The sequence below is a fragment of the Duganella sp. 3397 genome, from assembly GCF_031456625.1.
Classification (GTDB): Bacteria; Pseudomonadota; Gammaproteobacteria; order Burkholderiales; family Burkholderiaceae_D; genus Rugamonas; species Rugamonas phyllosphaerae.
Map to the genome: position 1 here is coordinate 425,285 of NZ_JAVDVB010000001.1, position 25,828 is coordinate 451,112.

Sequence of the window (25,828 nt, forward strand, 5' to 3'; positions counted from 1 at the left end):
GCGCGCCATCTACTCCGTTACCGCCTCAGAAAAAGTACGGCCTAGTATCCTGATCGTCGACGACGAGCGGGAGGAACTACGCGTACTGACCGACCTGCTGCGGCGCCAGTCTTACCACGTGCGCAGCGCGGCCGATGGCGCTGCCGGCTACCAGAGCGCGCTGGCCCAGCCGCCCGACCTGATCCTGCTCGACGTGCGCATGCCGGTGGTGGACGGCTTTGCCGCGTGCCGCCTGCTCAAGGCCGACCCGGTCACGCGCGATATCCCGGTGCTGTTCCTCAGCGCCCTCGACGATCCCGACGAACGGGTGGCCGGGCTGGCCATCGGCGGCGTCGATTTCATCACCAAGCCCTATCATCCGGCCGAGGTGTTCGCGCGTGTGCGCATCCACCTCGAGCTGGCCGGCATGCGCGCCGCCGCCGCCGTGGCCGTGGTGGCCGCCACGACGGTCCAGCCGGCCCCGGCTCCCGCTTCCAACGTTTCCCAGCTCCATCCCGAACCGCATTTTCACCCGCATCCCGACGCCGTCGTGACCGATGCCGCCATGCGCCTGATCGACGACAACCTGGCCGCGCCGCTCACCCTGGCCGGCATTGCGCGCGCGCTGGGCACGTACGAAAAGCGGCTGTCGCAGGCATTCCGCCAGCAGGCCGGCATCACCGTGTTCGCCTACCTGGCCGAGGCGCGCATGATGCGCGGGCGACAGTTGCTGGTCGATACCGACATGACCGTGCAGCAGATCGCCGAGCAGACCGGTTTTCGCAGCGCCGCCAATTTCGCCACTGCCTTCCGCGAACACGCCGAGGCCACGCCCACCGCCTACCGGCAGTCGGTGCGGCGCGCGGTGGGGGATGCATGAGGCCTGCCGCTGTATCTGATCCTGCCCCTGATCCTGATCCTGATCCTGGCGCCGACGCGCCGCTGCGGGCACGGGCCAGCATTCTGGCGCGTCTGAACCACGACCTGCGCACGCCGCTGGCGCAGATCGCTGCGCGCGCCCGCGGCGCCGGACTGGACGACATCGTGGCGCTGGCGCAGCGCCAGCTGGCCTGGCTGGGCGACTTGTGCGCGTGCGCCCGCTACGAAGTGACGCCGCCCGAACTGGCGCCGGCGCCGGCCTACCTGCACGCGCTGATGCAGGCCTATGGCGTGCGCCATGACCCGCAGTCGCTGCCGGGCCTGGCGCTGCTCGATGCGCGTTTGCTGGCGCAGGTACTGGAGCGGGTAGCGCTGCACGCTGGCGTGCCGCTGGCGCTGGAGGTCGAAGCGGCCGGCGATGGCGCGCTGGTGCTGGCTTTCCGAACCTGCAATGGCGCTGGCAGCGACAGCGAGACAGTCGCCCATGACGACGTAGCCGACAGCGGCGCCCGTGCTCATCGTGGCAGCGGCACTGTCATTGCAGGTGGCGCCGGGCAGGCCGTGATGTGGGCCGATGTATCAACCACGCTCGAGCGCGACGACATCGCACCGGGCCTGGTGCTGGCGGCGCAGCTGGTGCGCGCCATGGGCAGTTGCCTGCAGCAGGCTGGCGCCGCGCTCAGGTTCGTGATCATCGCCGCGCCGGCAGATGAAGAGCTAGCCATGCCCACGCCGCCGTTTTCCGCGCGCGACGAACCGCCATTGCCGTTCGGCGACGGCCTGACTGTACTGTTGTGCGAGCCGCACGATGCCATGCGCGATTACCTGACCGAAGTATTCGACAGCGCCGGCTTCACGCTCTGTTACGACGCCGCAGAACTGAACGGCGCCTTGCCGGCGCTGGTGGTCTGCGCCGATGCCGACGTTGACGACGCGTCGGCGCACGCGCACTCGCACGAGCGCGCACCGCGCCTGCTGCACGCACTGTTGCCCCCGGCGCGGCCGCAAGCGTTCGATGTTGTGTTGTTCAAGCCGGCGCCGGCACAGCAATTGCTCGATGCCGCGCGTCGCCTGGTGGCGCGAGGGATGGCTACAGCTGCCGGCGACCGCCGCTGACGCGCTCGATATCGGCGATATCGCGCCAGCTTTGCACCTCGGTGTAACCGGCCGCAAGCAGCAACTCGCGCACAGCATCGGCCTGGTCGTAGCCATGCTCCATCAGCAGCCAGCCTTGCGGTGACAGGTGCGCCGGGGCGCCGGCCACCAGGATGCGCAAGGCCGACAGGCCATCGGCGTGGTCGGTCAGCGCGCCCACCGGTTCGAAGCGCAAGTCGCCCTCGGACAGGTGGCGGTCGCCGCTGGCGATATACGGCGGATTGGACGCGATGATATCGAACGGCGCGTTGTCGGCCAGGGCCGCAAACCAGTCGCTGTGCAGGAACGTCACGTGCGCGCCGTTGGCCTCGGCGTTGCGGCGGGCAACCGCCAGCGCGTCGGCGCTGACGTCGAGCGCGGTGACGTCGGCATCGGGCCGCGTGTGCGCCAGCGCGACGGCAATCGCGCCGCTTCCGGTGCCCATGTCGAGCACGCGGCCGCCTCGCGGCAAGCGGTCGAGTGCGAGCTCCACCAGCAGTTCGGTATCGGGGCGGGGGATCAGTACTGCGCCGCTCACTGCGAACGGCAGGCCGAAGAATTCGCGCTGGCCCACCAGGTAGGCCACCGGCTCGCCAGCCAGGCGGCGCTGCACCAGGGCGCCGAAGCGCTGCGCTTCGTCATCGGTCAGGGTGCGCTCGGAGCCGGTGATCAGGCCCACCCGGTTGGTGTTCAACGCATGGCACAGCAGCACGCGCCAGTCGAGCGCGTCGAGTAGCGCTTGGCGCTGCAAGGCGCCGACGGTGACGCCGGCGGTGATGTCTGCAACCGTTGCGATCATGCGCGGCTGCGGCGGATCAGCGCCCAGACCAGGGCGATGGTAAACAGTGCGAACCACAGGAACGCCCATTGCGGTATCGACAGGCCGAACCATGGCGCGGTGGCGTCTTCGCACAGGCCATCAGCGCGGAACAAAAACGGCAAATAGGTGGCAGTCGGGATTTTGTTGAGAAAAGTTTCGACCGGATCGATGCCGCACGACAGGCCCGGGTTGGCCAGCACGTACAGGTGCTTGCCGGCGGTGTACAGGCCGCCGAGCGCAGCGAGCAAGGCCACGCCGGCGGCGAGCTTGGGCCTGCTGATGAACGCGCCGACCAGGGCGGCGATACCGATCGCCAGGAACAGGTAGCGCTGGATCACGCACAGCGGACAGGGCAGCATATCGAGCCCGTGCTGAAGGTACAGGGCAACGCCGATCAGGCCGAAGCTGGCGGCGGCGATGGACAACAGCAGGGGGCGGGATTGGTGCATGGTGGTTCCGGTGAGGTCGTGCGGTGGCAGAATCGCAGATTCTCGCACAAAGTTGCTGGTTTGGCCTTAGCAGGCTCTTAAACGATTGCAGAGATAAAAACCAACGATAGCCGCGAACATAGCGGCAACGGACAAGCGCCAGCGTGTCAACGGTCAACCCGTCAACCTGTCAACCGTCAACAGTCAACCGTCAACCGTCAACCGTCAACCCGTCAACCCGTCAACCCGTCAACCCGTCAACCCGTCAACCCGTCAACCGTCAACCGTCAACCGTCAACCGTCAACCGTCAACCCGTCAACCGTCAACCGTCAACCGCCAACCGTCAACCGCCAACCGCCAACCGTCAACCGCCAACCGCCGACCGCAAATCCGTCATTCCCGCGCAGGCGGGAATCCAGTTTCGTGGCGCCGCCAACACGGTTCGCAAAAATTGGATTGCCGCCTGCGCGGCAATGACGGATTCTCGGCTAACGGCTAACGGCTAACGGCTAACGGCTAACGGCTAACGGCTAACGGCTAACGTCTAACGTCTAACGTCCAATGTCCAATGTTCAATGTCCAACCCTCAATCCCCCAGCGCCGCCAGCAGCTCGGCCTGGTGCTCCGCGGCCAGTGCGTTGGTCAGTTCGGTCAGGTCGCCGTCCATGATGAAGTCGAGCTTGTACAAGGTCAGGTTGATGCGGTGGTCGGTCATGCGGCCTTGCGGATAGTTGTAGGTGCGGATCCGTTCGCTGCGGTCGCCCGAGCCGATCAGGCTCTTGCGGGTGGCCGCTTCCTTCGATTGCTGCTCGCGCAACTGCACGTCCTTGATGCGGGCGGCCAGCACCTTCATCGCCTGCGCCTTGTTCTTGTGCTGCGAGCGGTCGTCCTGGCACTCGACCACGATGCCGGTGGGCAGGTGAGTCAGGCGCACGGCCGAATCGGTCTTGTTGATGTGCTGGCCGCCGGCGCCCGACGCGCGGAAGGTGTCGATGCGCAGGTCGGCCGGGTTGATGTGCACGTCCTCGACCTCGTCGGCCTCGGGCATCACCGCCACCGTGCAGGCCGAGGTGTGGATGCGGCCTTGCGTTTCGGTGGCCGGCACCCGTTGCACGCGGTGGCCGCCCGATTCGAATTTCAGTTTCGAGTACACGCTGTTGCCCACCAGCCGCACGATCACTTCGCGGTAGCCACCGAGGTCCGAGGCCGACTCCGACACCACCTCCACCTGCCAGCGGTTGCGCTCGGCAAAACGCGTGTACATGCGCAGCAGGTCGCCCGCGAACAGCGCCGATTCGTCGCCACCGGTGCCGGCGCGAATTTCCAGGAAGATGTTGCGCTCGTCGTTGGCGTCTTTCGGCAGCAGCATTTTCTGCAGCTCCAGTTCCAGCGTTGCCAGCCGTTCCTTGGCCGCTTCGATCTCGTCCTGGGCGAACTCTTTCATTTCCGGATCGGACAGCATGTCTTGCGCCGCCACCAGGTCGCCCTGGGCGTCGCCATACGATTTATAGAGCGTGACCAGCGGGCCGAGTTCGGCGTGTTCGCGCGTCATCTTGCGGTAGGCGTCCATATTGGCGGTGGCGCCTTCGGACATCAGCAATTCATCGAGTTCGACCAGGCGGTTCGCCAGTTGGTCGAGCTTGGCCAGCATGGATGGTTTCATAGCGTATTTCTGTGTGAGGTGGTACGGAAGCCGCATCGATCGACGCGGCAGCAAAGCGGAGGCAGGGGAGGGGCGCTAACGACGGCCGCGGAACAACTGTGGCAGCAACTGTGCCAGGTGGGCGCGTTCTTCGCCCTGGGCGCGGTGCAGCGCCTGTTGCGGACCGTGCATGAACTTGGCGGTGAGGCCGCGCGACAGCGCTTCCAGCACTGCGTCGACATCTTCACCCTTGGCCAGCATCTTGCGCGCACGGTCGAGTTCGAGCTGGCGCAGGGCTTCGCCGTTTTCGTGCAGGCTCTGGATGACCGGCACCACGGCGCGGTCGTCGATCCAGTGCATGAACGACTGCACCCGGGTTTCGATGATGGCTTCGGCTTGCGCCACGGCGGCCTGGCGGTTTTCCATGCCGGCCTGCACCACCTTGCCGAGGTCGTCGACGGTGTACAAGAACGCGTCGTTCAGGCGCGCCACTTCCGGCTCGATATCGCGCGGCACGGCCAGGTCCACCATGAAAATCGGCTTGTGGCGCCGCGCCTTGATGGCGCGCTCGACCATGCCGAGACCGATCAGCGGCAGCGACGAGGCGGTGCACGAGATGACGATGTCGAACTGGTGCAGCTTGTCCTGCAACTCGGCCAAGCGCATGGCGCGGCCACCGAAGCGGTGCGCCAGCGCTTCGCCGCGCTCGAGGGTGCGGTTGGCGATGGTGACACTGCGCGGGTTTTGCGCGGCAAAGTGGGTGGCGCACAACTCGATCATTTCGCCGGCGCCGATGAACAGCACGTTCTGCTCGGAGATCTTGTCGAAAATGCGCTGCGACAGGCGCACGGCAGCGGCCGCCATCGACACGCTGTGGGCGCCGATCTCGGTGGTGCTGCGCACTTCCTTGGCCACCGAAAAACTGCGCTGGAACAGCTGGTGCAGGTAAGTGCCCAGGCCGCCGGCTTCGTCGGCGGTGCGGATGGCGTCCTTGATCTGGCCGAGGATTTGCGTTTCGCCCAGCACCATCGAATCGAGGCCCGATGCAACGCGGAAGGTGTGGCGCACGGCGTCGTGCTGCGGCAGCATGTACAAGTGCGGGCGCAGGTCGGCGTAATTGAGCTGGTGGAAATCGGCGAGGAAATGGGCGCCGGCGTCGAGCGGATCTGGCACCTGGCTGGCCGCGTAGAGCTCGGTGCGGTTGCAGGTGGAGAGGATGGCCGCTTCGTCGGCGCCACGATGGTCGATGCGTTCGAACCACGAGCGCGCCGCCACCACCGCCTGGCCCAGTTGCTCGGGGGCGAACGCCAGCTGCTCGCGCAGCGAGACGGGGGCGGTGTGGTGATTGAGGCCGACGGCAAGCAGCTGCATTTCGGTTCCGGGCATTGAGTATGCGGTCATTATACCGTGATGTCCCTACTGCTGCCGGGGTGACTGCCTAATGGGAGGGCAACGGGTCGGGCAACAGCCCCGCCGGATGTCAGGCACCCAGCTTTTCCAACCGGTAACCGTAGCTGTACACCGGCACCAGCCGGAAACCGTTTTCCGGCTTCAACTGCAACTTGTTGCGCACGCGGGAAACGTGGGTGTCCATGGTGCGCGACGGCACGGCGGTCTCGCGTATCCACACCGCCTCGTGGATGTAGGCGCGCGACAGCGGTCGACCGATGTTGCGGAAAAATAACAGCGCCAGGTAGAACTCCTTGTGCGTGACATCGAGCACGATGCCATCCATCAGCAAGCGACCGGGACGGGTCTCGAACACGTATTGACCGAATTGCAACTGCTCGGCGCCGTTCTGCGCCGGGTAGGCGCGCCGCAGCAGTGCCTGCACGCGCGCCACCATTTCACTGCGGCGCAGCGGCTTGATCATGTAGTCGTCCGCGCCCGCACCGAGGCCGGCGACGATATCGTCTTCGCCGGAACTGGTGGTGAGGAACAGCACCGGCGCGGTATCTGGCAGCTTTTCACGCACCCGGCGCATGACTTCGGCGCCAGTCATGTCGACCACCTGCCAGTCGAGGATGAGCATGTCGTAGCTGTCCTTGCGCACCTGGGCCAGGACATCCTTACCGGTCTGAAAACTATGGCAAATATGGCCGGCGGAGGTCAGCACCTGGCATATCAGGTCGGCCTGGCTGCGGTCGTTATCAAGTACAGCGATTCTCATACTGCTGCCCGTGGGAAATAATTGTTAAAGAGTTGACACTGGGTAATATACCAGAGATTTACAATTGCTCCCCAGAATAGCAGATATTATTTTCCATGGAACAACAACTATTGCCAAGAAAGTGACAGATTCTATCGTGTAATACTGGCTGTCCAATACAAGGTACACTGTAAAAACTGTGAATTCAATGAAGAAGTTGAATTTTGGAAAGAAACTTCAATTTCCTGCCCGGGGGCCAGAATGGGTTTGAAAAAAGACACAAATTGGATCTTGGTGCCGGGCACGGCACGCGATCTCGACGCCGTGCGCGAGCGTTGCCGACAACTGGTGCGGCGCCGGGCCATGGTCTCGGCCGGGGTGGCGGCGGTGCCCATTCCGGGGCTCGACATCATTTCCGACATGCGCCTGTTCGCCAACCTGATCGAAGACGTCAACCGTCACTTCGGCTTGTCCGAGGAACAAATCGAGCGCATGCATCCACGCTTTCGCATGATCGCGTACCAGGCGGCAGTCGGCATTGGCAGCATGCTGGTTGGTAAGGTGGTCACGCGCGAGGTGGTGATGCACGTGTTGCGCCGCATGGGCGTCAAGACTGCCGCCAAACAGGCGGGCAAGCTGGTGCCGCTGGCGGGCCAGCTGGCGTCGGCGGGAATCGGATTTTTCGCGTTTCGCCAGATCGGCTATGCGCATGTGGAGGCGTGCGTGACGGTGGCGCAGCAGCTGCAACTGGCCGGGATAGCGGACCCGGGCAACTCGGCCCACCCCGCAGGGCAGGCCGAAGTGCCGCTGCACAAAACTTAAGCGTCCGGCAGTACCACGTTGACGTCGAGCACTTCCAGGTTGCCCTGGCGGTCGAGCGAGATCTTGATATCGTCGGCGTTGACCTTGGTGTACTTCGAGATCACGTCGATCAGCTCTTTATGCAGCGCCGGCAAAAAGTCGGGCCCGGTGCGGCCGTTGCGCTCGCGCGCGATGATGATTTGCAGCCGCTCCTTGGCCGCGGTCGCAGTTTTCTGCTTTTGCGGGAACAGGAAAGAAAGCAGGGCCATGGTCACTTACTCCCGAAAAGTCGCTGCAGGAAGCCCGGTTTTTCGTAGTTGACGAAGCGCAGGGGACGTTCTTCACCGAGGAAGCGCGCGACCACGTCCTCGTAGGCTTGCGCCACATCGGTGCCCTTGAAATGAATCGCCGGGTTGCCCTGGTTCGATGCATGCAGGACCGATTCCGATTCCGGAATGATGCCGATCAGCGAGATGCGCAGGATTTCCTTCACATCTTCGTGCGACAGCATTTCGTCCGCTTCCACGCGCTTTGGCGAGTAGCGGGTGATCAACAGGTGTTCCTTGACCGGCTCGCCACCGCTCTGGGCGCGGCGCGACTTCGCTTGCAGGATGCCGAGGATGCGGTCCGAATCGCGCACCGACGACACTTCCGGGTTGGTGACGATGATCGCTTCATCGGCAAAGGTCAGCGCCATCAGCGCGCCATGCTCGATACCTGCCGGCGAATCGCAGATGATGTACTCGAAGCCCATGTTGACCAGTTCGTTGAGCACCACTTCCACGCCTTCTTCCGACAGCGCATCCTTGTCGCGCGTTTGCGAAGCCGGCAGGATGAACAGGTTGTCGCAGTGCTTGTCCTTGATCAGGGCCTGGTTCAGGGTGGCTTCCTTGTTGATCACATTGATCAGGTCGTACACTACGCGGCGTTCGCAACCCATGATCAGGTCGAGGTTACGCAGGCCGACGTCGAAGTCGATCACCGCGGTCTTGTGGCCGCGCATGGCCAGGCCAGTGGAAAAACTGGCGCTCGTGGTCGTCTTACCGACACCGCCCTTACCGGACGTTACAACAATGATTCTTGCCACAGATAATCCTTTTCAGAAAGAGGTACGGCGGCTACTCAGGCGCGGGTTGCAGAATTGACAGATAGTATATCGATTCGGTCGCCCATCAAGCGGATTTGCGCGGGGGAGCGCGCAAATTCGGCCGGGAAGCCGTCTTCAAAAGTACGGTACACGCCGGCAATGGAAACCAGTTCCGGCGACATATTCAAAGCAAAGATACGGGCGTCGGCATTGCCGGACGCGCCGGCCAGCGCACGGCCGTTGAGCGTGTTGTACACGTGGATGCTGCCGTCGGCGATGATTTCGGCGCCGTTGTTGACCACGGCGGTAACGATCAGGTCGCAGCCGCGCGCATAAATGCGCTGGCCAGCGCGCACCGGGGTGTCGATGATCATCACGTTCTGGCCGTTGGGCAGTGGTTCGGCGGTGCTGGAAATGGTGGGTGAGGCCTTCACCGGTGCTGGCGCCGGCGCCACCGGCGTTTCGTCGTCGCGCGGTTTGCTGGCGGTTTCCAGGGTCAGGCCGTGCGAGGCGATCTCGGCGGCCATGGCGGCGGGCGCATTGCGCACGGCGACCGGTTTCAAACGGTACTTGGCCAGCACGGCGATGATGGCAGTCCAGTCGATCGCCGTGCCATCCGGCAAGGCCGCGATGTCGATCACAGTGAGGTCGTCTTCAAAAAAGTCGGCGCTGCCGCCGGTCATCCTGGCAAGCGCCGCGTCGAGCGCGGTGCCGTCCGCCGTGGTAAGGATGGCGGAGACGGCGACGACAGTGGATATCTTGATTTCGATCGGCTTTTGAAACAGGCTCTTGGACATGGGCGACAGTATGAGAGGGTTGCAACCGCGCGCGCATGCGCAGGTGCTGGCATTCTACTGTGGAAAACCGCCGATGGGGAGACGCGCACGGCTGATACCGTGGAAAAATGCGGGGGCGCGGCGCCCGGTGGCGCCGCGTTGCGGACCGGTCAGGCTGCGTGGCGCTGACGCAGTTCGCGCGCCGCTGCCACCATATTGCGCAGCGCCACCTCGGTTTCGGCCCAGTCGCGGGTTTTCAGGCCGCAGTCCGGGTTGACCCATAAATTGCCAACTGGAATGACTGCGCTGGCCTTGTCCAGCAGGCGCACCATTTCCGCCCGGCCCGGCACCCGCGGCGAGTGGATGTCGTACACGCCGGGGCCGATCTCGTTGGGGTAGCGAAACGCACCGAAACCGCGCAGCAGCTCCATGTCCGAGCGGCTGGTTTCGATGGTGATCACGTCGGCGTCCATGGCGGCGACCTGCGGCAGGATGTCGTTGAACTCGGCATAGCACATATGGGTGTGGATTTGGGTGCGGTCGGCCGCCACGCTGGCCGCCACCCGGAACGCCCGCGTGGCCCAGTCGAGATAGCCATCCCAGCCGCCCCGGCGCAGCGGCAAGCCCTCGCGCACGGCCGGCTCGTCGATCTGGATGATGCCGATCCCTGCCTGTTCCAGGTCGGCGACCTCGTCGCGGATCGCCAGCGCGAGCTGCAGCGCGGTGTGGGCGCGCGGCTGGTCGTCGCGCACGAACGACCATTGCAGCATGGTGATCGGCCCGGTCAACATGCCCTTCATCGGCAGCGCAGTCAGGCTCTGCGCGTGCGCGGTCCAGTCCACCGTCATCGGTTTCGGCCGGCTGACGTCGCCAAAAATCACCGGCGGCTTCACGCAGCGCGAGCCGTACGACTGCACCCAGCCCAATTTGGTGAACACGAAGCCATCGAGCTGCTCGCCGAAGTATTCGACCATGTCGTTGCGCTCGGCTTCGCCGTGGACCAGCACGTCGAGGCCGATGTCTTCCTGGCGCTGCACAGCGTCGGCGATTTCCGCGCGCATCGTGGCGGCGTAGCCAGCCGCATCGAGCGCGCCGCGCTTGTGGGCGGCGCGCGCGGCGCGGATCGCCGCCGTCTGCGGGAACGAGCCAATGGTCGTGGTCGGGAATGCCGGCAACTGGAACCGTTGTCGTTGCTCGGCCTGGCGCCGGGCGAACGGTGACGCGCGGCGGTCGAGATCGTCGGGCAGCGTTGCCAGCCGTTCGCGCACGGCAGCCTGGTGCACGCGGACGCTGGCGCGGCGGCTGGCGATGGCGGCGCGTGAGATGGCCAGCGCTTTGCTCACCTCGGCTGCCACCTCCGTCACCTCGGCCACACCGGCCAGCGCCGCTTTCAGCAGCCGCAGTTCGTCGAGTTTTTCGGTGGCGAACGCCAGCCACGAGCGGATCTCTGCGTCGAGCCCGTCTTCGGCCGCCAGGGTGAACGGCACGTGCAGCAGCGAGCATGACGCCGACAACCACAGCTTGCCAGCGCGCTTGGCGACCAGCGGCGCCAGCACGGCCAGCGCCGCGTCGAGGTCGGTGCGCCAGATATTGCGGCCATCGACGATGCCCACCGACAGCACCTTGTGCACCGGCAGCCAGTCGGCAATGCTGGTCAGCTCGTGGGGCGCACGCACGCCATCGACGTGCAGGCCGGCCACCGGCAGCCGGCACGCCAGGCTCAGATTTTCTTCCAGCGGCGAAAAATAGGTGGCCAGCAGCAGGTCGATGCCGACCTGGTTCAGTTGCCAGTAGGCGGTTTCGAACGCGCTGCGCCAGGCGCCAGGCAGGTCCAGGCCCAGGATCGGCTCATCGACCTGCACCCATTGCACGCCCAGCTGTTTCAGGCGGTCGAGCACGGCCCCGTACACGGGCAGCAGCCGGTCGAGCAGGGACAGGCGCTCGAACGCGGCCTTTTCCTTGCCCAGCCACAGGAAGCTGAGCGGTCCCAGCAACACCGCCTTGACCGCGTGGCCGAGCGCCTGGGCTTGTTCCACCTCGGCGAACAGGCGCTCGCAGGCCAGCGAGAAGACGGTTTCGGGCGCGAATTCCGGCACCAGGTAGTGGTAGTTGGTATCGAACCACTTGGTCATTTCCAGCGCGGCGCCTCGATGGGCCTGGTCGCAGCCAGCATGCTCGGCGAGATCGGCGTGATCGGCATGAATGCAGCCGGCCTGGCCGTCGCTATTGACGCTGCTGTGACCGTTATCGTTGGCGTCGGCGTTCGCGCCGTTGGCAAGTCCGCGCGCCATGGCGAAGTAGCGGCGCAGTTGCGATTGTTCAGGCGTAAAACCGAAGCGCGCCGGCTCGCAGCCGAGCAGCTGGACATGGTTGGCCACCTGGTCGTAAAACGCGAAGTCGCCCACGGTGACGAAGTCGAGGCCGGCATCGCGTTGCAAGGCCCAGTGGCGCGCACGCAGGTCGCTGCCCACCTGCTCGAGGGCGGCGTCGGACAACTCTCCGCGCCAGTTGGCCTCGAGCGCGAATTTCAGCTCGCGGGCAGCACCCACGCGGGGCAGGCCGAGGATGTGAGTCTGGATGAATGTTTTTACGGTAGTCATGGCGTTTGTCATAAGGATTTCATATCGATGCGGTAAAGTTTGCGGCATTCCGATCTATAATTCAAACGAAAGATTTTGCGGATTCACATGAAAAAGATTAATAGATGTTAGAGATACGCCACCTTCGTACCCTGAGCGCCTTGCGCTCGGCCGGCAGCCTGGTACGGGCTGCCCAGTTGCTCAACCTGACCCAGTCGGCGCTGTCGCATCAGATCAAGTTACTGGAAGATCGCTACGGTGGGCCGCTGTTTGAGCGAAAATCGGTGCCGATCGGGTTTACTGCCACCGGCGCCCGGCTGCTCAAGCTGGCCGACCTGCTGCTGCCGGAAATCGAAACCGCCGAGCGCGAAGTGGCGCGCCTGACCCAGGGCGACACTGGCCAGTTGCGCGTGGTGCTCGAATGCCATACCTGTTTCGACTGGCTGATGCCGGTCATGGACGAGTTCCGCAAGCGCTGGCCCGATGTCGAAATCGACCTGGTGTCGGGCTTTCATAGCGAACCGGCCGAGCTGCTGCGCACCGGCGCTGCCGACCTGGTGATCGGCTCGCCATACGGCCCGGACTTTGCCACGTTCCCGCTGTTCCGCTTCGAGATCCTGGTGGTGATGGCGCAAAAGCACCGGCTCGCTGCCCAGCGCCGCCTGCACGCGGCCGATTTCACCGGCGAGACCCTGATCACCTACCCGGTGCCGGAATCGCGCATCGACCTGATCCGCGAAGTGCTGGTGCCGGAAAATATCCAGTTCGAGCGCCGCACGGCCGAACTGACCGTGGCCGTGTTGCAGTTGGTGGCCAGCCGGCGTGGTATCGCCGCGCTGCCCAACTGGGCCATCAAGAACTATGTCGATTACGACTACGTCATCGCCAAGCCGGTGGGCGAGCAGGGCTTGTGGAGCGACCTGTTCGTGTCGGTGCCACCGGCCCAGCAGCACAAGGCTTACGTGCTCGACTTCGTCAAAGTGATACGCGAGCAGTGCGCTGCCACGCTGGACGGTATCAAATTATTGTCGTGACAAATAAGCATGTCTTATTCAGAATGGTTGCCGGGTAATTGAGCCAGATCAAATGGGCGGACATTTGCCGCCCTTACGATAAGTTCCCGATTGATGATGACGGTTGACACGGCAAACCTTGCGCAAACTGCGCAGCAGTTTTCGCGGCAACGCAGCATCGAAAGCCGCCACGCCCCGGGCGTGGCAGGCGTATGATCGAGTTGATCGAAGTTCGCTTTTTGCTAACCATGCCGGCGATACACCGGCGCTTTGGAGAATCACATGGATGATGTAGTAATCGTGGCCGCAGGCCGTACTGGTGTGGGCAAATTCGGCGGCGCCCTCGCCAAGACTCCGGCGTCCGAACTGGGCGCACACGTCATCAAGGGTTTGCTGGCCAAGACCGGCATCGATCCCAACCTGGTCAGCGAAGCGATCCTGGGCCAGGTACTCACCGCCGGCGTCGGCCAGAACCCGGCGCGCCAGGCTGTCATCAAGTCGGGCCTGCCAAACTCCATCCCCGGTTTTACCATCAACCACGTGTGCGGCAGCGGTTTGAAAGCCACGCACCTGGCCGCTCAGGCAATTAAATGCGGCGATGCACAAATCGTCATCGCCGGCGGCCAGGAAAACATGAGCGCCTCCCCGCACGCGATGCCGGGTTCGCGCGACGGCTTCCGCATGGGCGAGATCAAGATGGTCGATACCATGATCGTCGACGGCCTGTGGGACGCATTCAACCAGTACCACATGGGTGTGACCGCCGAAAACGTCGCCAAGAAATACGAGATTTCGCGCGCCGAGCAGGACGAGTTCGCGCTGCAATCGCAGCTGAAAGCCGAAACTGCTCAAAAAGAAGGCAAGTTCAAGGATGAAATCCTGCCACTGGAAATCGTCCAGAAAAAAGGCAGCATCGTCTTCGACACCGACGAATACATCAAGCCGGGCTCCACCCTGGAAGGCCTGGCCGCCCTGCGCCCTGCGTTCAACAAGGAAGGCACTGTTACCGCCGGTAATGCATCGGGCCTGAACGATGGCGCCGCTGCCGTGATCATGATGTCCGCCACGCAAGCGAAGGAACTGGGCTTGCCGGTGCTGGCCAAGATCAAGGCCTACGCCTCGTCCGGCCTGGACCCTGCCTTTATGGGCATGGGCCCGGTCAGCGCTACCCGCCTGTGCCTGAAAAAGGCCGGGTGGACCCCTGACGACCTCGACCTGCTGGAAATCAACGAAGCGTTTGCCGCCCAGGCCGTGGCCGTCAACAAGGAAATGGGCTGGGATACCAGCAAGATCAACGTCAATGGCGGCGCGATCGCCATCGGCCACCCGATCGGCGCCTCGGGCGCGCGCATTCTGGTCACCCTGATCCACGAGATGATCCGTCGCGATGCCAAAAAAGGCCTGGCGTCGCTGTGCATCGGCGGCGGCATGGGCGTGGCGCTGGCGATCGAGCGCGCATAACCACAACAAAATGATAGACCCGGGCCGTCCGCCGTGCGCGGCGGTCTGTTATTCACGTTACTTGAGAGGGGACACAACATGGCACGAGTTGCATTGGTTACCGGCGGTATGGGCGGGTTGGGCGAAGCGGTGTGCTTCAAGTTGTCGGCACTTGGCTATTGCGTGGTCACCACGTATTCGCCGGGTAATACCAAGGTCGAGCAATGGCTGGCGACGACCCGCGACCAGGGCTTCAACTTCCGCGCCTATCCATGCGATGTGGCCGACTACGATTCGGCCCAGGCGTGCATCGCCGCCATCGAAAAGGACATCGGTCCGATCGACGTGCTGGTCAATAATGCCGGCATCACCCGCGACATGACCTTCAAGAAGATGGACAAGCCGAACTGGGATGCCGTCATGGGCACCAACCTGGACTCCGTGTTCAATATGACCAAGCCGGTGTGCGATGGCATGGTGGAACGCGGCTGGGGCCGCATCATCAATATCTCGTCGGTCAACGGCCAGAAAGGCGCTTTCGGCCAGACCAACTACTCGGCGGCCAAGGCCGGCATGCACGGCTTCACCAAGGCGCTGGCGCTGGAAGTGGCGCGCAAGGGCGTGACCGTCAACACCATCTCGCCAGGTTATATCGGCACCAAGATGGTCATGGAAATCCCGACCGAAGTACTGGAAACCAAGATCGTGCCGCAAATTCCGATGGGCCGCCTGGGCAAGCCGGAAGAAGTGGCCGGCCTGGTCGCCTACCTGTCGTCCGATGAAGCTGCTTTCGTTACCGGCGCCAATATCGCCATCAACGGCGGCCAGCACATGTCCTGATCGCCCGCCGGCGTGACGACAAGACAAGCCGGGATCGTTCGCGATCCCGGCTTTTTTACGTACAATCGGCTATCGTCACCTGAAGGATCGCCATGTTCGACCCCCATTCCCCGCTGTTCCCTCCAATTGAACCCAGCCGCTACGGCATGTTGGCGGTGGACGACATCCACACCATTTACTGGGAAGAGGTCGGCAACCCGGATGGCATCCCGGTGATCTTCCTGCACGGCGGCCCCGGCGCTGGCCTGTCACCGCAGCACCGGCGCTTTTTCGATCCCGAGCGCTACCGCGTGATCCTGTTCGACCAGCGCGGCGCCGGCAAGTCGGTCCCGGTCGGTGAGTGCCGTCACAACACCACCCAGTTGCTGATCGAGGACATCGAGCGGCTGCGCCGCCAGTTCGACATAGAGCAGTGGCTGGTGTTCGGCGGCTCGTGGGGTTCCACCTTGGCGCTGGCGTATGGCCAGGCGCATCCCGAGCGCTGCCTGGGGTTTGTGCTGCGCGGGATTTTCCTGTGCACCCAGCCGGAAATCGACTTTTTCCTGCACGGCGTGCAATGGTTTTACCCGGAGCTGTACGAAGAATTCGTCGCGCCTATCCCCGAAACTGAGCGTGGCGACCTGCTGGGCGCGTACGTGCGCCGCATCATGAGCGACGATCCGGCCATCCACTGGCCGGCCGTGCGGGCCTGGAGCCGTTTCGAAGGCCGCCGCGTATTCCTGCTGCCGCAGCCCGAGGACGAGCCGTGCGATGCGCTCGACCTCGGTGTCGGCCGGCTGGAGTCGCATTACATGGCCAACCTGGGCTTTTTCAGCGACGACCAGCTGGTACGCAACATCGGCCGCATCGCCCACTTGCCGGCCGTGATCGTGCAGGGCCGCTACGACGTGATCTGTCCGCCGCTGTCGGCGTGGCGCCTGCAGCAGGCGTGGCCGGGCTCGGTGATGCGCATGATCCCGGACGCCGGTCATGGCGCCATGGAACACGGCATCTCGCGCGCCCTGGTGGCAGCTACCGAGCAGTTCTGGCGCCTGCGCGCCTTCGACTAGGGCGCGCTTGATCGGTTGCGCTTAATTTGGCCGGCAGCGTGCCGGGCTGCTACACTAGCAACTCCCAGCAAGGACCGCCCGAAGAGGCCCAGTATCATTTTCAGCGTACCGTCATTTATGAATATTCAGCTCGGCGATATCGGCCACCTTATCCAGCTGGCCATTGCGCCGGTGTTTCTGTTGTCGGGCGTGTGCACCAACCTGATCGTGCTCACCAACCGCCTGGCGCGCATCATCGACCGCTCGCGCGTGCTCGAGGACCGGCTCGATATCGCTTACAGCGAGATGTATATCAACGAGCTCGACGTGATGTACCGGCGCTCGCACCTGATCAACTATTCGATCGCCCTCTCCACCGCATGCGGGCTGATGGTCTGCCTGGTGATCGCCATGCTGTTCTTCAGCGATATCAGCGACATCGCCCTGGAAAAATACATTGCCGGCATGTTCGTGTTTTCGGTGTTCTGCCTGATCGGCAGTTTCTGCTACCTGCTGCGCGAAATCTTTATCGCTTCGGCCGCGATGCGCGCGCTCCGTCACGTGCGCCGTCCGCCAACCAAACAACCTGATTAGAATCGAGTTTCATATGCATGACTACCAACGTCCTCCGACCCTGTACCGCTATGGCGTGCGCGAAGACCTGGAACTGGCGCTGACCCAAGGCCAGTTCATCCTGCGCGCGGCGCCGCCATGCCTGGCCCTGAGCTTTTCGCAAGTGTGGGACCGCAAGCTGTTCGACCTGTTTTCCGCCGATAGCTGCCTGGTGATCCATAACAGCGAAGAATTCGGCGAGCGCCTGCACCGGGCGGTGCAGCGCACCCTGCCCAACTGGGCCGGCATCGATGGCGTGGTGGAATACGGCGTGCGCGCCGCGCTGGGCGCCGCCTTTACCAAGACGGCAGCCGAGGCGCAGGAGCAGGAGTGGTTGTTTGCCTGGCGCGCCATGCAGCACGCCAGCCTCAACCCGGTGATGATCAAGATCGGCAGCCTGGAAAACTTCGCCGAACTGCGCGACCGCGATACCCAGCTGTCTTGACTATTTGGCGGGCGCTGGTGCAGGCGCTGGTGCAGGGGTAGCCTGCGGCGGGATCAGGATCGAATTGACGCTGGGCTGGCGCTCTTCGCGGCGGTCCAGCCGGGTGAGCACGGCGCGCATCATGTGCTCGACGTCCGACCGTATCATCTTCGAGCCGAACAGGCTGGGCACATAGAAATTCGGCATCATGCGGCCCTTGTACACCACCTTGGTGCCGCCGGTCTCGGGCATGGGGATCAGTTCCCAGCGCGCTTCGTAGTGCTTCATGTCGCCCGACACCAGGGCGATATCGATGGCCGACATCGGCTGCTCGGTGGCGCGCACGATCAGGTGGATCGGCCGCGTCATGAACAGCAGCCGGGCCACGCCGAATTGCTCGATCAGCACTTCATTGCCATTGCGCGAGAGCACCTTGCACGACTCGAGGTCGGGCACGAATTCGGTCATGCGTTCGTAGTTGGTGAGGATGCGCCACACGCGCGGCAACGGCGCGGCTACGACACCGCTGGCGTCGAGTTCGTACATATGCTGCCCTTCCACCTCCACCCGGTTGACCGACACCTCCAGCCGGGACGTGTCCGGCTTCGGTGTTTGCGCCATCGACAGCGGGGCGGTGACACCCAACAACAGTAACAGAAGGAATCGCATCATTTTTCCAGCCTACGGCAAAGGTTGGCAGAATACAAGGACAACACTCTCCCGTTACCAAACCGTAACCTTCGTTAACCCTCAGTTAATCCGCACCTAACTCGCACCCAACCATTCAGGGCAGGCACACAGCATGTCATCGCCACACCATCCGCATTTGCTCGCGCCGCTCGACCTCGGCTTTACGACCCTGCGCAACCGCGTGATCATGGGCTCGATGCATACCGGGCTCGAAGACCGTTTCTACAACTACAGCAAACTTGCCGCATTCTATCGCGAACGTGCGCGCGGCGGAGTCGGATTGATCGTTACCGGCGGCATCTCTCCCAACCGCGCAGGGTGGCTGCTGCCCTTTGGTGGGACCCTGAACTGGCGCGCAGATATCTTCAACCACCGCAAGGTGACCGGCGCCGTGCACGCGGAGGGCGGCAAGATCCTGTTACAGATCCTGCACGCGGGCCGCTATGGCTACCAGCCGCTGGTGGTGTCGGCGTCGGCCAAAAAATCGCCTATCTCGCCGTTCAAGCCGCGCGCGCTCACCGAAGCCGGGATTGCCGCCACCATCGGCGACTACGCGCGCTGCGCCCGGCTGGCAAAAGCGGCAGGCTAGGACGGCGTGGAAATCATGGGCAGCGAAGGCTACCTGCTTAACCAGTTCCTGTGCGCACGCGCCAACCTGCGCACTGACCGCTGGGGTGGCGACATCGAGCACCGCATGCGCCTGCCGGTCGAGATCGTGCGCCGCGTGCGCGCCACCGTGGGCCCTGACTTCATCGTCATGTACCGCCATTCGCTGCTCGACCTGGTGGAAGGGGGCAATACCTGGGACGAGGTGGTGACAGTTGCCCAGGCATTGCAGGGCGCGGGCGTGAATATCCTCAACACCGGCTACGGCTGGCACGAGGCGCGCGTGCCCACCATCGTCACGTCGGTGCCGCGCGCCGCATTTGCCGGCCTGGCCGGCCGGCTGCGCCAGGCCGTGTCGATCCCGGTGGTGGCCTCGAACCGCATCAACATGCCGGCCACAGCGGAAAGCATCCTCGCGCGGGGCGACGCCGACCTGGTCTCGATGGCACGGCCGTTCCTGGCCGACGCCGAGTTCGTCAACAAGGCGGCGCAGGGCAGGGCAGACGAAATCAACACCTGCATCGGCTGCAACCAAGCTTGCCTCGACCATACTTTTGCCAACCAGCGCGCCAGCTGCCTGGTCAACCCGCGCGCCTGCCACGAGACCGAGCTGGTGTATGAGCCTGTCGCGCGTCCGCGCCGCGTTGCGGTGGTCGGCGCCGGGCCGGCGGGCCTGTCGGCGGCAACGGTGGCAGCGCAGCGCGGCCACCACGTGACGCTGTTCGAGGCCGGTGACGCCATCGGCGGCCAGTTCCGCATCGCCATGCAAATTCCCGGCAAGGAGGAGTTTGCGGAGACCATCCGCTACTTCGGGCGCCAGCTGGCCCTGCTGGGCGTGGTCGTAAAGCTCGGCGTGCGCGCCACCCGTGAACAACTGCTGGCCGACGGTTACGGCGAGGTGGTCATCGCCACCGGCGTCAAAGTGCGGCTGCCGGCCATCGAGGGCATCGCCCATGCCAAGGTGCTGACGTACCTGGACGTGCTGCGCGACAAGGCCCAGGTGGGCAAGCGGGTGGCGATCATCGGCGCCGGCGGCATCGGTTTCGACGTGGGCGAATTTTTGCTGCACGATCCTGCGCACCCACTGCCGCAGCCGGTTGCCGCCTGGGCCGGCGAATGGGGCGTGGATCTGCACGGCGGCGCCCGTGGCGGCCTGGTGGCGCCAAGCGACCCGGCGCCGCTGCGCCAGTTGTACCTGCTGCAGCGCAAGTTGTCGAAACCAGGTGCGAGCCTCGGTAAAACCTCGGGCTGGGTGCACCGCGCGGTGCTGGCCCGTAACGGCGTGGTGATGCTGGCAGGCGTGCAATACGATCGCATCGACGACCACGGCCTGCACATCACGGTCGGTGGCGAACAGCGCCTGCTGGCGGTCGATCACGTGGTCATTTGCGCCGGGCAGGAGAGCCTGGCGGAGTTGATGCCGGCAGCAGCGGACCCACGCTTCCACAAGATCGGCGGCGCGGCGCTGGCCTCGGAGCTCGATGCCAAGCGGGCGGTACGCGAAGGGGCAGAACTGGCGGCGCGGCTTTAATATGGCTGACAAAACCATCGAGTTGCTCTACTGGCAACGCCCGGGTACACTGAGCTGTGCCGTTCAGATCACTTCTTTTATGTTTGGAGCATCGACTTGGAAAATCTGGTGATATTGCGAATTGTCGACAATGACGGCGTAGACTTGAATGGTGTCAAACTACGATCAGCCAGCGAGGTGACGCAAGCTCTTGAAAAAATCGCCGCCGATAAAGCGGACATGATCATTTCTGTCGAGGCCACCGATTCCAAATGGTACGAGTCTATCGGCATGGCGATTTACGGTAGCCAACGCGGCGGGTTTTTAGATGGGCGATTTCGCGTACTCATCGATGGCCAGCCGCTGGAACTCTGACCTCCATGAAACGCCCTTCGTGCTCCTGTAAAGAACCACCGTTTCACTGCGATGCTTCTGACTAATGTGATCGGACAATACACCGACCTTTTGCTTTAATGCAAATTGGCGCTCTGGGGCGGTATTGTCGAACGGCTTTACCAGGCGTTCCTAGTGTCCGCCGCCACCTTGCTTGCGCTCGAAATTCTTGATCACGAAGTCGGTCATGCCGTTGGCCAGCTCTTCCTCGCCCATGAAAATCTTGGCCGGCAGCTCGCTGCGCAGCAACTCTGCTTCCTCGTCGCTGTGGGTGCGTACCACCGACTTGATATTCGGATTGAGCAGGCGCGCCGTTTCGACCATGGCGCGGACGTGGAAGGTGTCGGGCGTGGCGATCACCAGCATGCTGGCGCGCGCCACGTGGGCCTGGATCAGCACGGCAGGCTCGCCGGCATTGCCGGCCACCGCGTGGATGCCCTGGCGCCGCAGCTGGTCGACGACTTCGCGGTTCTGCTCGGCCACCACGAACGGGATGCTGTGCTTGAGCAGCACCTCGGCGATGCGGCGGCCCACGCGACCGTACCCCACCAGCACTACCTGGCCGTCCAGGTGTTCGTGCGGCACCGACATCGGCAGCTCGGCCAGCGGATCGGCCGCGCGTTCGAAGTTGGACATCACCGAGCCGTCACGGGTGAGCCAGCGCTCGAGCGGCTTGGTCGCGCTGAATACCAGCGGGTTCAGGGCGATCGAGATGATGGCGCCTGCCAGGATCAGGCTCTGGCCCTCGGCCGGCATCAGGCCCAGCGACATGCCCAGCGCGGCCAGGATGAACGAGAATTCGCCGATCTGCGCCAGGCTGGCCGACACCATCAACGCGGTCTTGGCCGGGTAGCGCAGCAGCACCACCAGCAGGAACGCGGCCACCGACTTGCCGAACACGATGATGGCGACCACCGCCAGCAGCTTGAGCGGCTGCTCGGTGACAATCGACGGCTCGAACAGCATGCCCACCGAGACGAAGAACAGCACGGCAAAGGCGTCGCGCAGCGGCAGCGACTCTTGCGCGGCGCGGTGCGCCAGTTCCGATTCGCGCAGCACCATGCCGGCGAAGAATGCCCCGAGCGCGAACGATACGCCGAAGAAGTGGGTGGAACCGTAGGCGATACCGACCGCAGCGGCGATCACGCACAGGGTAAACAGCTCGCGCGAACCGGTACGCGCCACCTGCCACAGGATCCAGGGAAACAGCTTGCGGCCGACGACCAGCATCAGCGCGATAAAGGCGCCGACCTTGCCCAGGGTGATGGTGAGCGTGCTCAGCAGGTCGACTTCGCCGGCAGGCACGGCCACGCCGTGGGCGTCCATGGTGGTGCCGCCCAGCGAACCGGCCACGGCCGGCAGCAGCACCAGCACCATCACGGTGACCAGGTCTTCCACCACCAGCCAGCCGACCGCGATGCGGCCATTGAAAGTATCGAGGATGCCGCGCTCCTCGAGCGCGCGCAGCAGCACCACGGTGCTGGCCACCGACAGCGCCAGGCCGAAGACCAGGCCGCCGCCAATGCTCCAGCCCCACCAGTGGGACAGCGCCATGCCCATGCCGGTCGCTACCGCGATTTGCAGCACCGCACCGGGCAGCGCCACCTTACGCACCGCCCACAGGTCGTCGAGCGAGAAGTGCAGGCCCACGCCGAACATCATCAGCATGACGCCAATTTCGGCCAACTGCCCGGCCAGCGCGGCATCGGCCACGAAACCCGGTGTTGCTGGTCCCAACATGATGCCTGCAGCCAGATACCCCACCAGCGCCGGTAATCGCAGGCGCGTTGCTATATAGCCAAGAACTAACCCGAATCCGAGTGCGGCGGCAATGGTGGTAATCAGACTGATGTTGTGGGGCATGCGTGGGGGACTCCTCTGGAAGATTGTTACAGACCAACCAAAGAGTAGCACATCAGCTGACAATTGCTGCCAAAAAATGCAATCAAGCCGTCAATTTGTGGGAACTTCCGGCATCCCCGGGAGTGGTGAATGCTGTAACCACCAATTGATTAAACTTTTCGTAGGACGACACAACCGATCGAGTAACCAGCGCCGAATGAGCACAACACGCCCAACTGGCCCGGCGTCATGTCATCTGAGTATTTGTGGAAGGCAATCACCGAGCCGGCCGACGAGGTGTTGGCATAGCTGTCGAGGATGACCGGCGCCTCGCCCGGTTCGGCGTCGCGGCCCAGCACCATGCGGCTGATCAAGAGGTTCATGTTCAGGTTGGCCTGGTGCAACCAGTAACGACTCACCTGCGGTACTTCGAGCCCGGCGTGAGCAATCGTGTCCTTGATCATCTCGGCCGCCATCGGGCACACGTCCTTGAAGACCTTGCGGCCTTGTTGGCGGAACAGTTTGTCCGGCTGGCCCACGCCCGCTTCGTCGAAGCGGTTGAGAAAGCCGAAGTTGTTGCGGATATTGTTGGAGAAGCTGGTTTTGAGCTTGGTATCGAGAATTTCCCAGCGGTGCGCGCCCTTGGCGGTCTCGGCCAGTTCCACCACCACGGCGGTGCAGGCGTCGCCAAAAATGAAATGGCTGTCGCGGTCGCGCCAGTTCAGGTGGCCGCTGGTGATTTCGGGATTGAGGACGAGTACTGCGCGGGCCTGGCCGCTTTGCACAGCCGCCACTGCCTGCTGGATGCCGAAAGTGGCCGACGAACAGGCTACGTTCATGTCGAAGCCGTAGCCGTCGATGCCGAGCGCGGCCTGCACTTCCACCGCCATGGCCGGGTAGCCGCGCTGCAGGTTCGAGCAGGCGACCAGCACCATGTCGATATCGGCCGCAGTGCGGCCGGCGCGGTCGAGCGCCTGGTGCGCCGCTGCCACGCAAATCTCGGCCTGTAGCGACAGCTCGTCGTCGCCGCGCTCGGGGATGTGCGAGACCATGCGCTGCGGATCGAGGATGCCGGCTTTTTCCATCACGAAGCGCGACTTGATGCCCGACGCCTTTTCGATGAAGGCCACGCTCGACGGCTCGAGCGCGGTGACGGTGCCCGCCTCGATGGCGGCGGCGTTGTCAGCGTTGAACTGCGCCACGTAGGCGTTAAAACTCTCGACCAGTTCTTCGTTGGAAATCGATTGCGCTGGCGTGTAAAGACCGGTACCGCTGATGACGGCTTGTTTCATGATTAAGCTTTCAATTAGGGCAATGGCGAGTGCCAATAGTGGAGCAAATTCTACACAATGGCTACACGTTACGGCCAAATAAAAGCGGCGCCCGAAGCGCCGCTCTAAAACCCCGGGCTGATGAGGTTATTTGTTCAGGCTGGCCTGCACCACGGTGGTCTCGGGCTTGGCGAACTGCACCGGCTTGCCCTTGAGGCGGTTGAGCGCCTGCGCCAGCTGGAAATCGTCGCTGCTGCCGTATTCGAGCGGCTTGCGCTGCTTTTCCAGGGCGATCACGCGCAACTGCTCTTCCAGTTCGTCGCGCTTGGTCTGCGCGCCTTCCTGTTCGCGGTCGTTGGACAGGTGCTTGGCCAGGTCGGCCTCGCGCGTGCGCAGCGCGTTCACGCCATCGCCATCGGCGTACTCGTCCACCAGCAGGTCGGGCGTGATGCCCTTGGCCTGGATCGAGCGGCCCTTGGGCGTGTAGTAGCGCGCGGTGGTCAGCTTGACGGCGGTGTCGGCGGTCAGCTGGCGGATGGTTTGCACCGAGCCTTTACCAAAAGTTTGCGTGCCCATGATCTCGGCGCGCTTGTAGTCCTGCAAGGCGCCGGCGACGATTTCGGAAGCCGACGCCGAACCGGTATTGACCAGCACCACCATCTTCACCTGCTTGAGCGCCTCGGGCAGCTTGGCCAACGCATCGGTGTCGGCGTGGAACTGGTAGTACTCGGGGCGGCCGTAATACACGGTTTTCTGTTCTGCCAGCTGGCCGTTGGTCGAGACGATCGCCTCATTTTTTGGCAGGAAGGCGGCAGCGACGCCGATCGCGCCTTGCAGCACGCCGCCCGGATCGTTGCGCAAGTCCAGCACCAGGCCCTTGATGTTCGGGTCCTGCTTGTACAGCTCGGCGATTTTTGCAGCCATGTCGTCCACGGTCGGCTCCTGGAACTGCGAGATGCGCAGCCAGGCGTAGCCCGGTTCGATCAGCTTGCCTTTTACGCTCTTCTGGATGATTTCCTCGCGCGTGATATTGAACACCAGCGGCTCCTGTTCACCCTTGCGCAGCACCGTCAACGCCACTTTCGAGTGCGGCTCGCCGCGCATCAGCTTGACCGAGTCGTCGAGCGGCATGCCCTTCAACGGCGTGTTGTCGAGCCGGCTGATCAGGTCGCCCGGCTTGATGCCGGCGCGCCAGGCTGGCGAATCCTCGATCGGTGCGACGATCTTGATGTAGCCGTCCTCGCTGGGGCCGATCTCGATGCCCAGGCCCACGAACTTGCCTTGCGAGCCTTCGCGCAATTCGGCATAGGCCTTCTTGTCCAGGTAGGCCGAGTGCGGATCGAGCGAAGCCACCATGCCGGAGATGGCTTCGGTCAGCAGCTTCTTGTCTTCCACTGGTTCGACGTAGTCTGACTTGATGAGGCCGAAGACATCGGCCAACTGGCGCAATTCCGCCAGCGGCAGCGCCGGCACGGCCGGCTTTTGCGCCATGGCGGAAAACTGCAGCGACAGCGCCACGCCGGCCACCACGCCCAAGCCGATCAACCCGGAATTCTTTAGTTTCTTGCCCATGTTTCACCCGAAAGAGAGAGCAGCGTGCGCCTGCATTGAATCGAGTATAAACCTGATTCCCAGCAAACGTAGTAGCCCTGCCGAAATCATTTATAACTTTACGGCGATTTACAACGCGGTGCGTTGACATTTAAAGTAGCCCAATTCCCAACTGGTCAAACGTTAATTGTGCCAGTTTGTATGCAGTGTATCCCCCACGTTGACGGCGGTAAGCATTTGTAAGAATTTCGTGCACAGTCAATTTCGCGGCCTACACTGGACTCGTATTTCTCTCTACCCTGAAGTGGTTTTTGCCTGCGCCCCCAAAGCGCA

23 protein-coding genes and 1 pseudogene are annotated in these 25,828 nt (G+C 63.5%); 11 read left to right on the forward strand and 13 right to left on the reverse strand.

Annotated features, from left to right (window positions below):
• Positions 1-52 precede the first annotated feature (52 nt).
• Both J2X54_RS01780 and J2X54_RS01785 read left to right on the forward strand, forming a co-directional pair.
• The gene (locus J2X54_RS01780) at positions 53-859 is read left to right on the forward strand and encodes a response regulator (RefSeq protein ID WP_310178389.1); all 807 of its coding nucleotides are present in this window, start codon (positions 53-55) and stop codon (positions 857-859) included.
• The gene (locus tag J2X54_RS01785; protein WP_310177087.1) at positions 856-1,974 is read left to right on the forward strand and encodes a hypothetical protein; all 1,119 of its coding nucleotides are present in this window, start codon (positions 856-858) and stop codon (positions 1,972-1,974) included. Before J2X54_RS01780 ends, J2X54_RS01785 begins: the two co-directional genes overlap by 4 nt.
• Here J2X54_RS01785 and prmC read toward each other — a convergent pair.
• The 5 genes from prmC to J2X54_RS01810 form a co-directional block, all read right to left on the reverse strand.
• Positions 1,949-2,791, reverse strand: a complete 843-nt coding sequence (gene prmC, locus J2X54_RS01790) for a peptide chain release factor N(5)-glutamine methyltransferase (protein ID WP_310177089.1) — start codon at positions 2,789-2,791, stop codon at positions 1,949-1,951. The two genes, J2X54_RS01785 and prmC, sit on opposite strands and share 26 nt — an antisense overlap.
• Positions 2,788-3,261 carry a disulfide bond formation protein B gene (locus J2X54_RS01795; RefSeq protein ID WP_310177091.1) on the reverse strand — a complete coding sequence of 158 codons (474 nt, stop codon included), beginning with the start codon at positions 3,259-3,261 and terminating at the stop codon, positions 2,788-2,790. The genes prmC and J2X54_RS01795 overlap by 4 nt, the downstream gene beginning before the upstream one ends.
• Before the next feature lie 566 nt (positions 3,262-3,827).
• Entirely contained in the window at positions 3,828-4,904 is a 1,077-nt protein-coding gene (prfA, locus tag J2X54_RS01800) for a peptide chain release factor 1 (protein ID WP_310177093.1), read from the reverse strand.
• A 75-nt stretch (positions 4,905-4,979) separates the two neighbouring features.
• Positions 4,980-6,254: a glutamyl-tRNA reductase gene (gene hemA / locus J2X54_RS01805; RefSeq protein ID WP_070251534.1), complete on the reverse strand. Its 1,275-nt coding sequence runs from the start codon at positions 6,252-6,254 to the stop codon at positions 4,980-4,982.
• Positions 6,255-6,363: 109 nt separating this feature from the next.
• Positions 6,364-7,053 carry a response regulator transcription factor gene (locus J2X54_RS01810; RefSeq protein ID WP_019923970.1) on the reverse strand — a complete coding sequence of 230 codons (690 nt, stop codon included), beginning with the start codon at positions 7,051-7,053 and terminating at the stop codon, positions 6,364-6,366.
• Between the two features lie 273 nt (positions 7,054-7,326).
• Between J2X54_RS01810 and J2X54_RS01815 the strand changes: the two genes are divergently transcribed.
• Positions 7,327-7,854 (forward strand): hypothetical protein, encoded by a 528-nt coding sequence (locus J2X54_RS01815; protein ID WP_310177098.1) that lies wholly within the window; start codon positions 7,327-7,329, stop codon positions 7,852-7,854.
• On the opposite strand, the gene minE is transcribed toward J2X54_RS01815, so the two are convergent.
• From minE to metE, 4 genes are all read right to left on the reverse strand, one after another.
• The gene (gene minE, locus J2X54_RS01820; RefSeq protein ID WP_026637661.1) at positions 7,851-8,102 is read right to left on the reverse strand and encodes a cell division topological specificity factor MinE; all 252 of its coding nucleotides are present in this window, start codon (positions 8,100-8,102) and stop codon (positions 7,851-7,853) included. The genes J2X54_RS01815 and minE overlap by 4 nt on opposite strands.
• A 2-nt stretch (positions 8,103-8,104) precedes the next feature.
• Complete coding sequence (gene minD / locus J2X54_RS01825) at positions 8,105-8,920, reverse strand: septum site-determining protein MinD (protein ID WP_026637660.1); 816 nt, start codon at positions 8,918-8,920, stop codon at positions 8,105-8,107.
• A 35-nt stretch (positions 8,921-8,955) separates the two neighbouring features.
• Positions 8,956-9,717 carry a septum site-determining protein MinC gene (gene minC, locus J2X54_RS01830; RefSeq protein WP_070251532.1) on the reverse strand — a complete coding sequence of 254 codons (762 nt, stop codon included), beginning with the start codon at positions 9,715-9,717 and terminating at the stop codon, positions 8,956-8,958.
• A 149-nt stretch (positions 9,718-9,866) separates the two neighbouring features.
• Positions 9,867-12,296: a 5-methyltetrahydropteroyltriglutamate--homocysteine S-methyltransferase gene (gene metE / locus J2X54_RS01835; protein WP_310177101.1), complete on the reverse strand. Its 2,430-nt coding sequence runs from the start codon at positions 12,294-12,296 to the stop codon at positions 9,867-9,869.
• 104 nt (positions 12,297-12,400) lie between these two features.
• Here metE and J2X54_RS01840 point away from each other — a divergent pair, with 104 nt between their 5' ends.
• The 6 genes from J2X54_RS01840 (at position 12,401) to J2X54_RS01865 (ending at position 17,653) form a co-directional block, all read left to right on the forward strand.
• Complete coding sequence (locus tag J2X54_RS01840; RefSeq protein WP_070251531.1) at positions 12,401-13,309, forward strand: LysR family transcriptional regulator; 909 nt, start codon at positions 12,401-12,403, stop codon at positions 13,307-13,309.
• A 261-nt stretch (positions 13,310-13,570) separates the two neighbouring features.
• Positions 13,571-14,749 (forward strand): acetyl-CoA C-acetyltransferase, encoded by a 1,179-nt coding sequence (locus tag J2X54_RS01845; protein ID WP_310177105.1) that lies wholly within the window; start codon positions 13,571-13,573, stop codon positions 14,747-14,749.
• Between the two features lie 78 nt (positions 14,750-14,827).
• Positions 14,828-15,568: an acetoacetyl-CoA reductase gene (gene phbB, locus J2X54_RS01850; RefSeq protein WP_070251529.1), complete on the forward strand. Its 741-nt coding sequence runs from the start codon at positions 14,828-14,830 to the stop codon at positions 15,566-15,568.
• A gap of 92 nt (positions 15,569-15,660) precedes the next feature.
• Positions 15,661-16,617 (forward strand): prolyl aminopeptidase, encoded by a 957-nt coding sequence (gene pip, locus J2X54_RS01855; RefSeq protein ID WP_310177108.1) that lies wholly within the window; start codon positions 15,661-15,663, stop codon positions 16,615-16,617.
• Between the two features lie 117 nt (positions 16,618-16,734).
• The gene (locus J2X54_RS01860) at positions 16,735-17,190 is read left to right on the forward strand and encodes a DUF2721 domain-containing protein (protein ID WP_070251527.1); all 456 of its coding nucleotides are present in this window, start codon (positions 16,735-16,737) and stop codon (positions 17,188-17,190) included.
• Between the two features lie 13 nt (positions 17,191-17,203).
• Positions 17,204-17,653 (forward strand): hypothetical protein, encoded by a 450-nt coding sequence (locus J2X54_RS01865; RefSeq protein WP_070251526.1) that lies wholly within the window; start codon positions 17,204-17,206, stop codon positions 17,651-17,653.
• Here the strand turns inward: J2X54_RS01865 and J2X54_RS01870 are convergent, their stop codons facing one another.
• Entirely contained in the window at positions 17,654-18,304 is a 651-nt protein-coding gene (locus J2X54_RS01870) for an SRPBCC family protein (RefSeq protein WP_310177111.1), read from the reverse strand.
• Between the two features lie 130 nt (positions 18,305-18,434).
• On the opposite strand from J2X54_RS01870, the pseudogene J2X54_RS01875 reads away from it, so the two are divergent.
• Together J2X54_RS01875 and J2X54_RS01880 are read left to right on the forward strand one after the other, a co-directional pair.
• Positions 18,435-20,459: pseudogene (locus tag J2X54_RS01875) on the forward strand (FAD-dependent oxidoreductase).
• Between the two features lie 96 nt (positions 20,460-20,555).
• Complete coding sequence (locus J2X54_RS01880; RefSeq protein WP_310177114.1) at positions 20,556-20,813, forward strand: hypothetical protein; 258 nt, start codon at positions 20,556-20,558, stop codon at positions 20,811-20,813.
• Positions 20,814-20,963: 150 nt separating this feature from the next.
• On the opposite strand, the gene ybaL is transcribed toward J2X54_RS01880, so the two are convergent.
• The 3 genes from ybaL to J2X54_RS01895 form a co-directional block, all read right to left on the reverse strand.
• Positions 20,964-22,694 carry a YbaL family putative K(+) efflux transporter gene (gene ybaL / locus J2X54_RS01885; RefSeq protein WP_310177116.1) on the reverse strand — a complete coding sequence of 577 codons (1,731 nt, stop codon included), beginning with the start codon at positions 22,692-22,694 and terminating at the stop codon, positions 20,964-20,966.
• A gap of 149 nt (positions 22,695-22,843) precedes the next feature.
• On the reverse strand, positions 22,844-23,965 hold the full coding sequence (locus tag J2X54_RS01890; protein ID WP_310177119.1) for a beta-ketoacyl-ACP synthase III: 1,122 nt from the start codon (positions 23,963-23,965) through the stop codon (positions 22,844-22,846).
• Positions 23,966-24,091: 126 nt separating this feature from the next.
• A complete protein-coding gene (locus tag J2X54_RS01895) occupies positions 24,092-25,516 on the reverse strand; it encodes a S41 family peptidase (protein WP_310177122.1) in 1,425 nt (474 codons plus the stop codon).
• Between the last annotated feature and the right edge of the window lie 312 nt (positions 25,517-25,828).

What these genes read in the sequence shown, in the direction of transcription:
- J2X54_RS01785 (WP_310177087.1), top strand. Translation starts at nt 856, where the DNA reads ATGAGGCCTGCCGCTGTATCTGATCCTGCCCCTGATCCTGATCCTGAT.
- prmC (WP_310177089.1), bottom strand. Translation starts at nt 2,791, where the DNA reads ATGATCGCAACGGTTGCAGACATCACCGCCGGCGTCACCGTCGGCGCC.
- J2X54_RS01795 (WP_310177091.1), bottom strand. Translation starts at nt 3,261, where the DNA reads ATGCACCAATCCCGCCCCCTGCTGTTGTCCATCGCCGCCGCCAGCTTC.
- prfA (WP_310177093.1), bottom strand. Translation starts at nt 4,904, where the DNA reads ATGAAACCATCCATGCTGGCCAAGCTCGACCAACTGGCGAACCGCCTG.
- hemA (WP_070251534.1), bottom strand. Translation starts at nt 6,254, where the DNA reads ATGCAGCTGCTTGCCGTCGGCCTCAATCACCACACCGCCCCCGTCTCG.
- J2X54_RS01810 (WP_019923970.1), bottom strand. Translation starts at nt 7,053, where the DNA reads ATGAGAATCGCTGTACTTGATAACGACCGCAGCCAGGCCGACCTGATA.
- minE (WP_026637661.1), bottom strand. Translation starts at nt 8,102, where the DNA reads ATGGCCCTGCTTTCTTTCCTGTTCCCGCAAAAGCAGAAAACTGCGACC.
- minC (WP_070251532.1), bottom strand. Translation starts at nt 9,717, where the DNA reads ATGTCCAAGAGCCTGTTTCAAAAGCCGATCGAAATCAAGATATCCACT.
- metE (WP_310177101.1), bottom strand. Translation starts at nt 12,296, where the DNA reads ATGACTACCGTAAAAACATTCATCCAGACTCACATCCTCGGCCTGCCC.
- J2X54_RS01840 (WP_070251531.1), top strand. Translation starts at nt 12,401, where the DNA reads ATGTTAGAGATACGCCACCTTCGTACCCTGAGCGCCTTGCGCTCGGCC.
- J2X54_RS01845 (WP_310177105.1), top strand. Translation starts at nt 13,571, where the DNA reads ATGGATGATGTAGTAATCGTGGCCGCAGGCCGTACTGGTGTGGGCAAA.
- phbB (WP_070251529.1), top strand. Translation starts at nt 14,828, where the DNA reads ATGGCACGAGTTGCATTGGTTACCGGCGGTATGGGCGGGTTGGGCGAA.
- pip (WP_310177108.1), top strand. Translation starts at nt 15,661, where the DNA reads ATGTTCGACCCCCATTCCCCGCTGTTCCCTCCAATTGAACCCAGCCGC.
- J2X54_RS01860 (WP_070251527.1), top strand. Translation starts at nt 16,735, where the DNA reads ATGAATATTCAGCTCGGCGATATCGGCCACCTTATCCAGCTGGCCATT.
- J2X54_RS01865 (WP_070251526.1), top strand. Translation starts at nt 17,204, where the DNA reads ATGCATGACTACCAACGTCCTCCGACCCTGTACCGCTATGGCGTGCGC.
- J2X54_RS01870 (WP_310177111.1), bottom strand. Translation starts at nt 18,304, where the DNA reads ATGATGCGATTCCTTCTGTTACTGTTGTTGGGTGTCACCGCCCCGCTG.
- ybaL (WP_310177116.1), bottom strand. Translation starts at nt 22,694, where the DNA reads ATGCCCCACAACATCAGTCTGATTACCACCATTGCCGCCGCACTCGGA.
- J2X54_RS01890 (WP_310177119.1), bottom strand. Translation starts at nt 23,965, where the DNA reads ATGAAACAAGCCGTCATCAGCGGTACCGGTCTTTACACGCCAGCGCAA.
- J2X54_RS01895 (WP_310177122.1), bottom strand. Translation starts at nt 25,516, where the DNA reads ATGGGCAAGAAACTAAAGAATTCCGGGTTGATCGGCTTGGGCGTGGTG.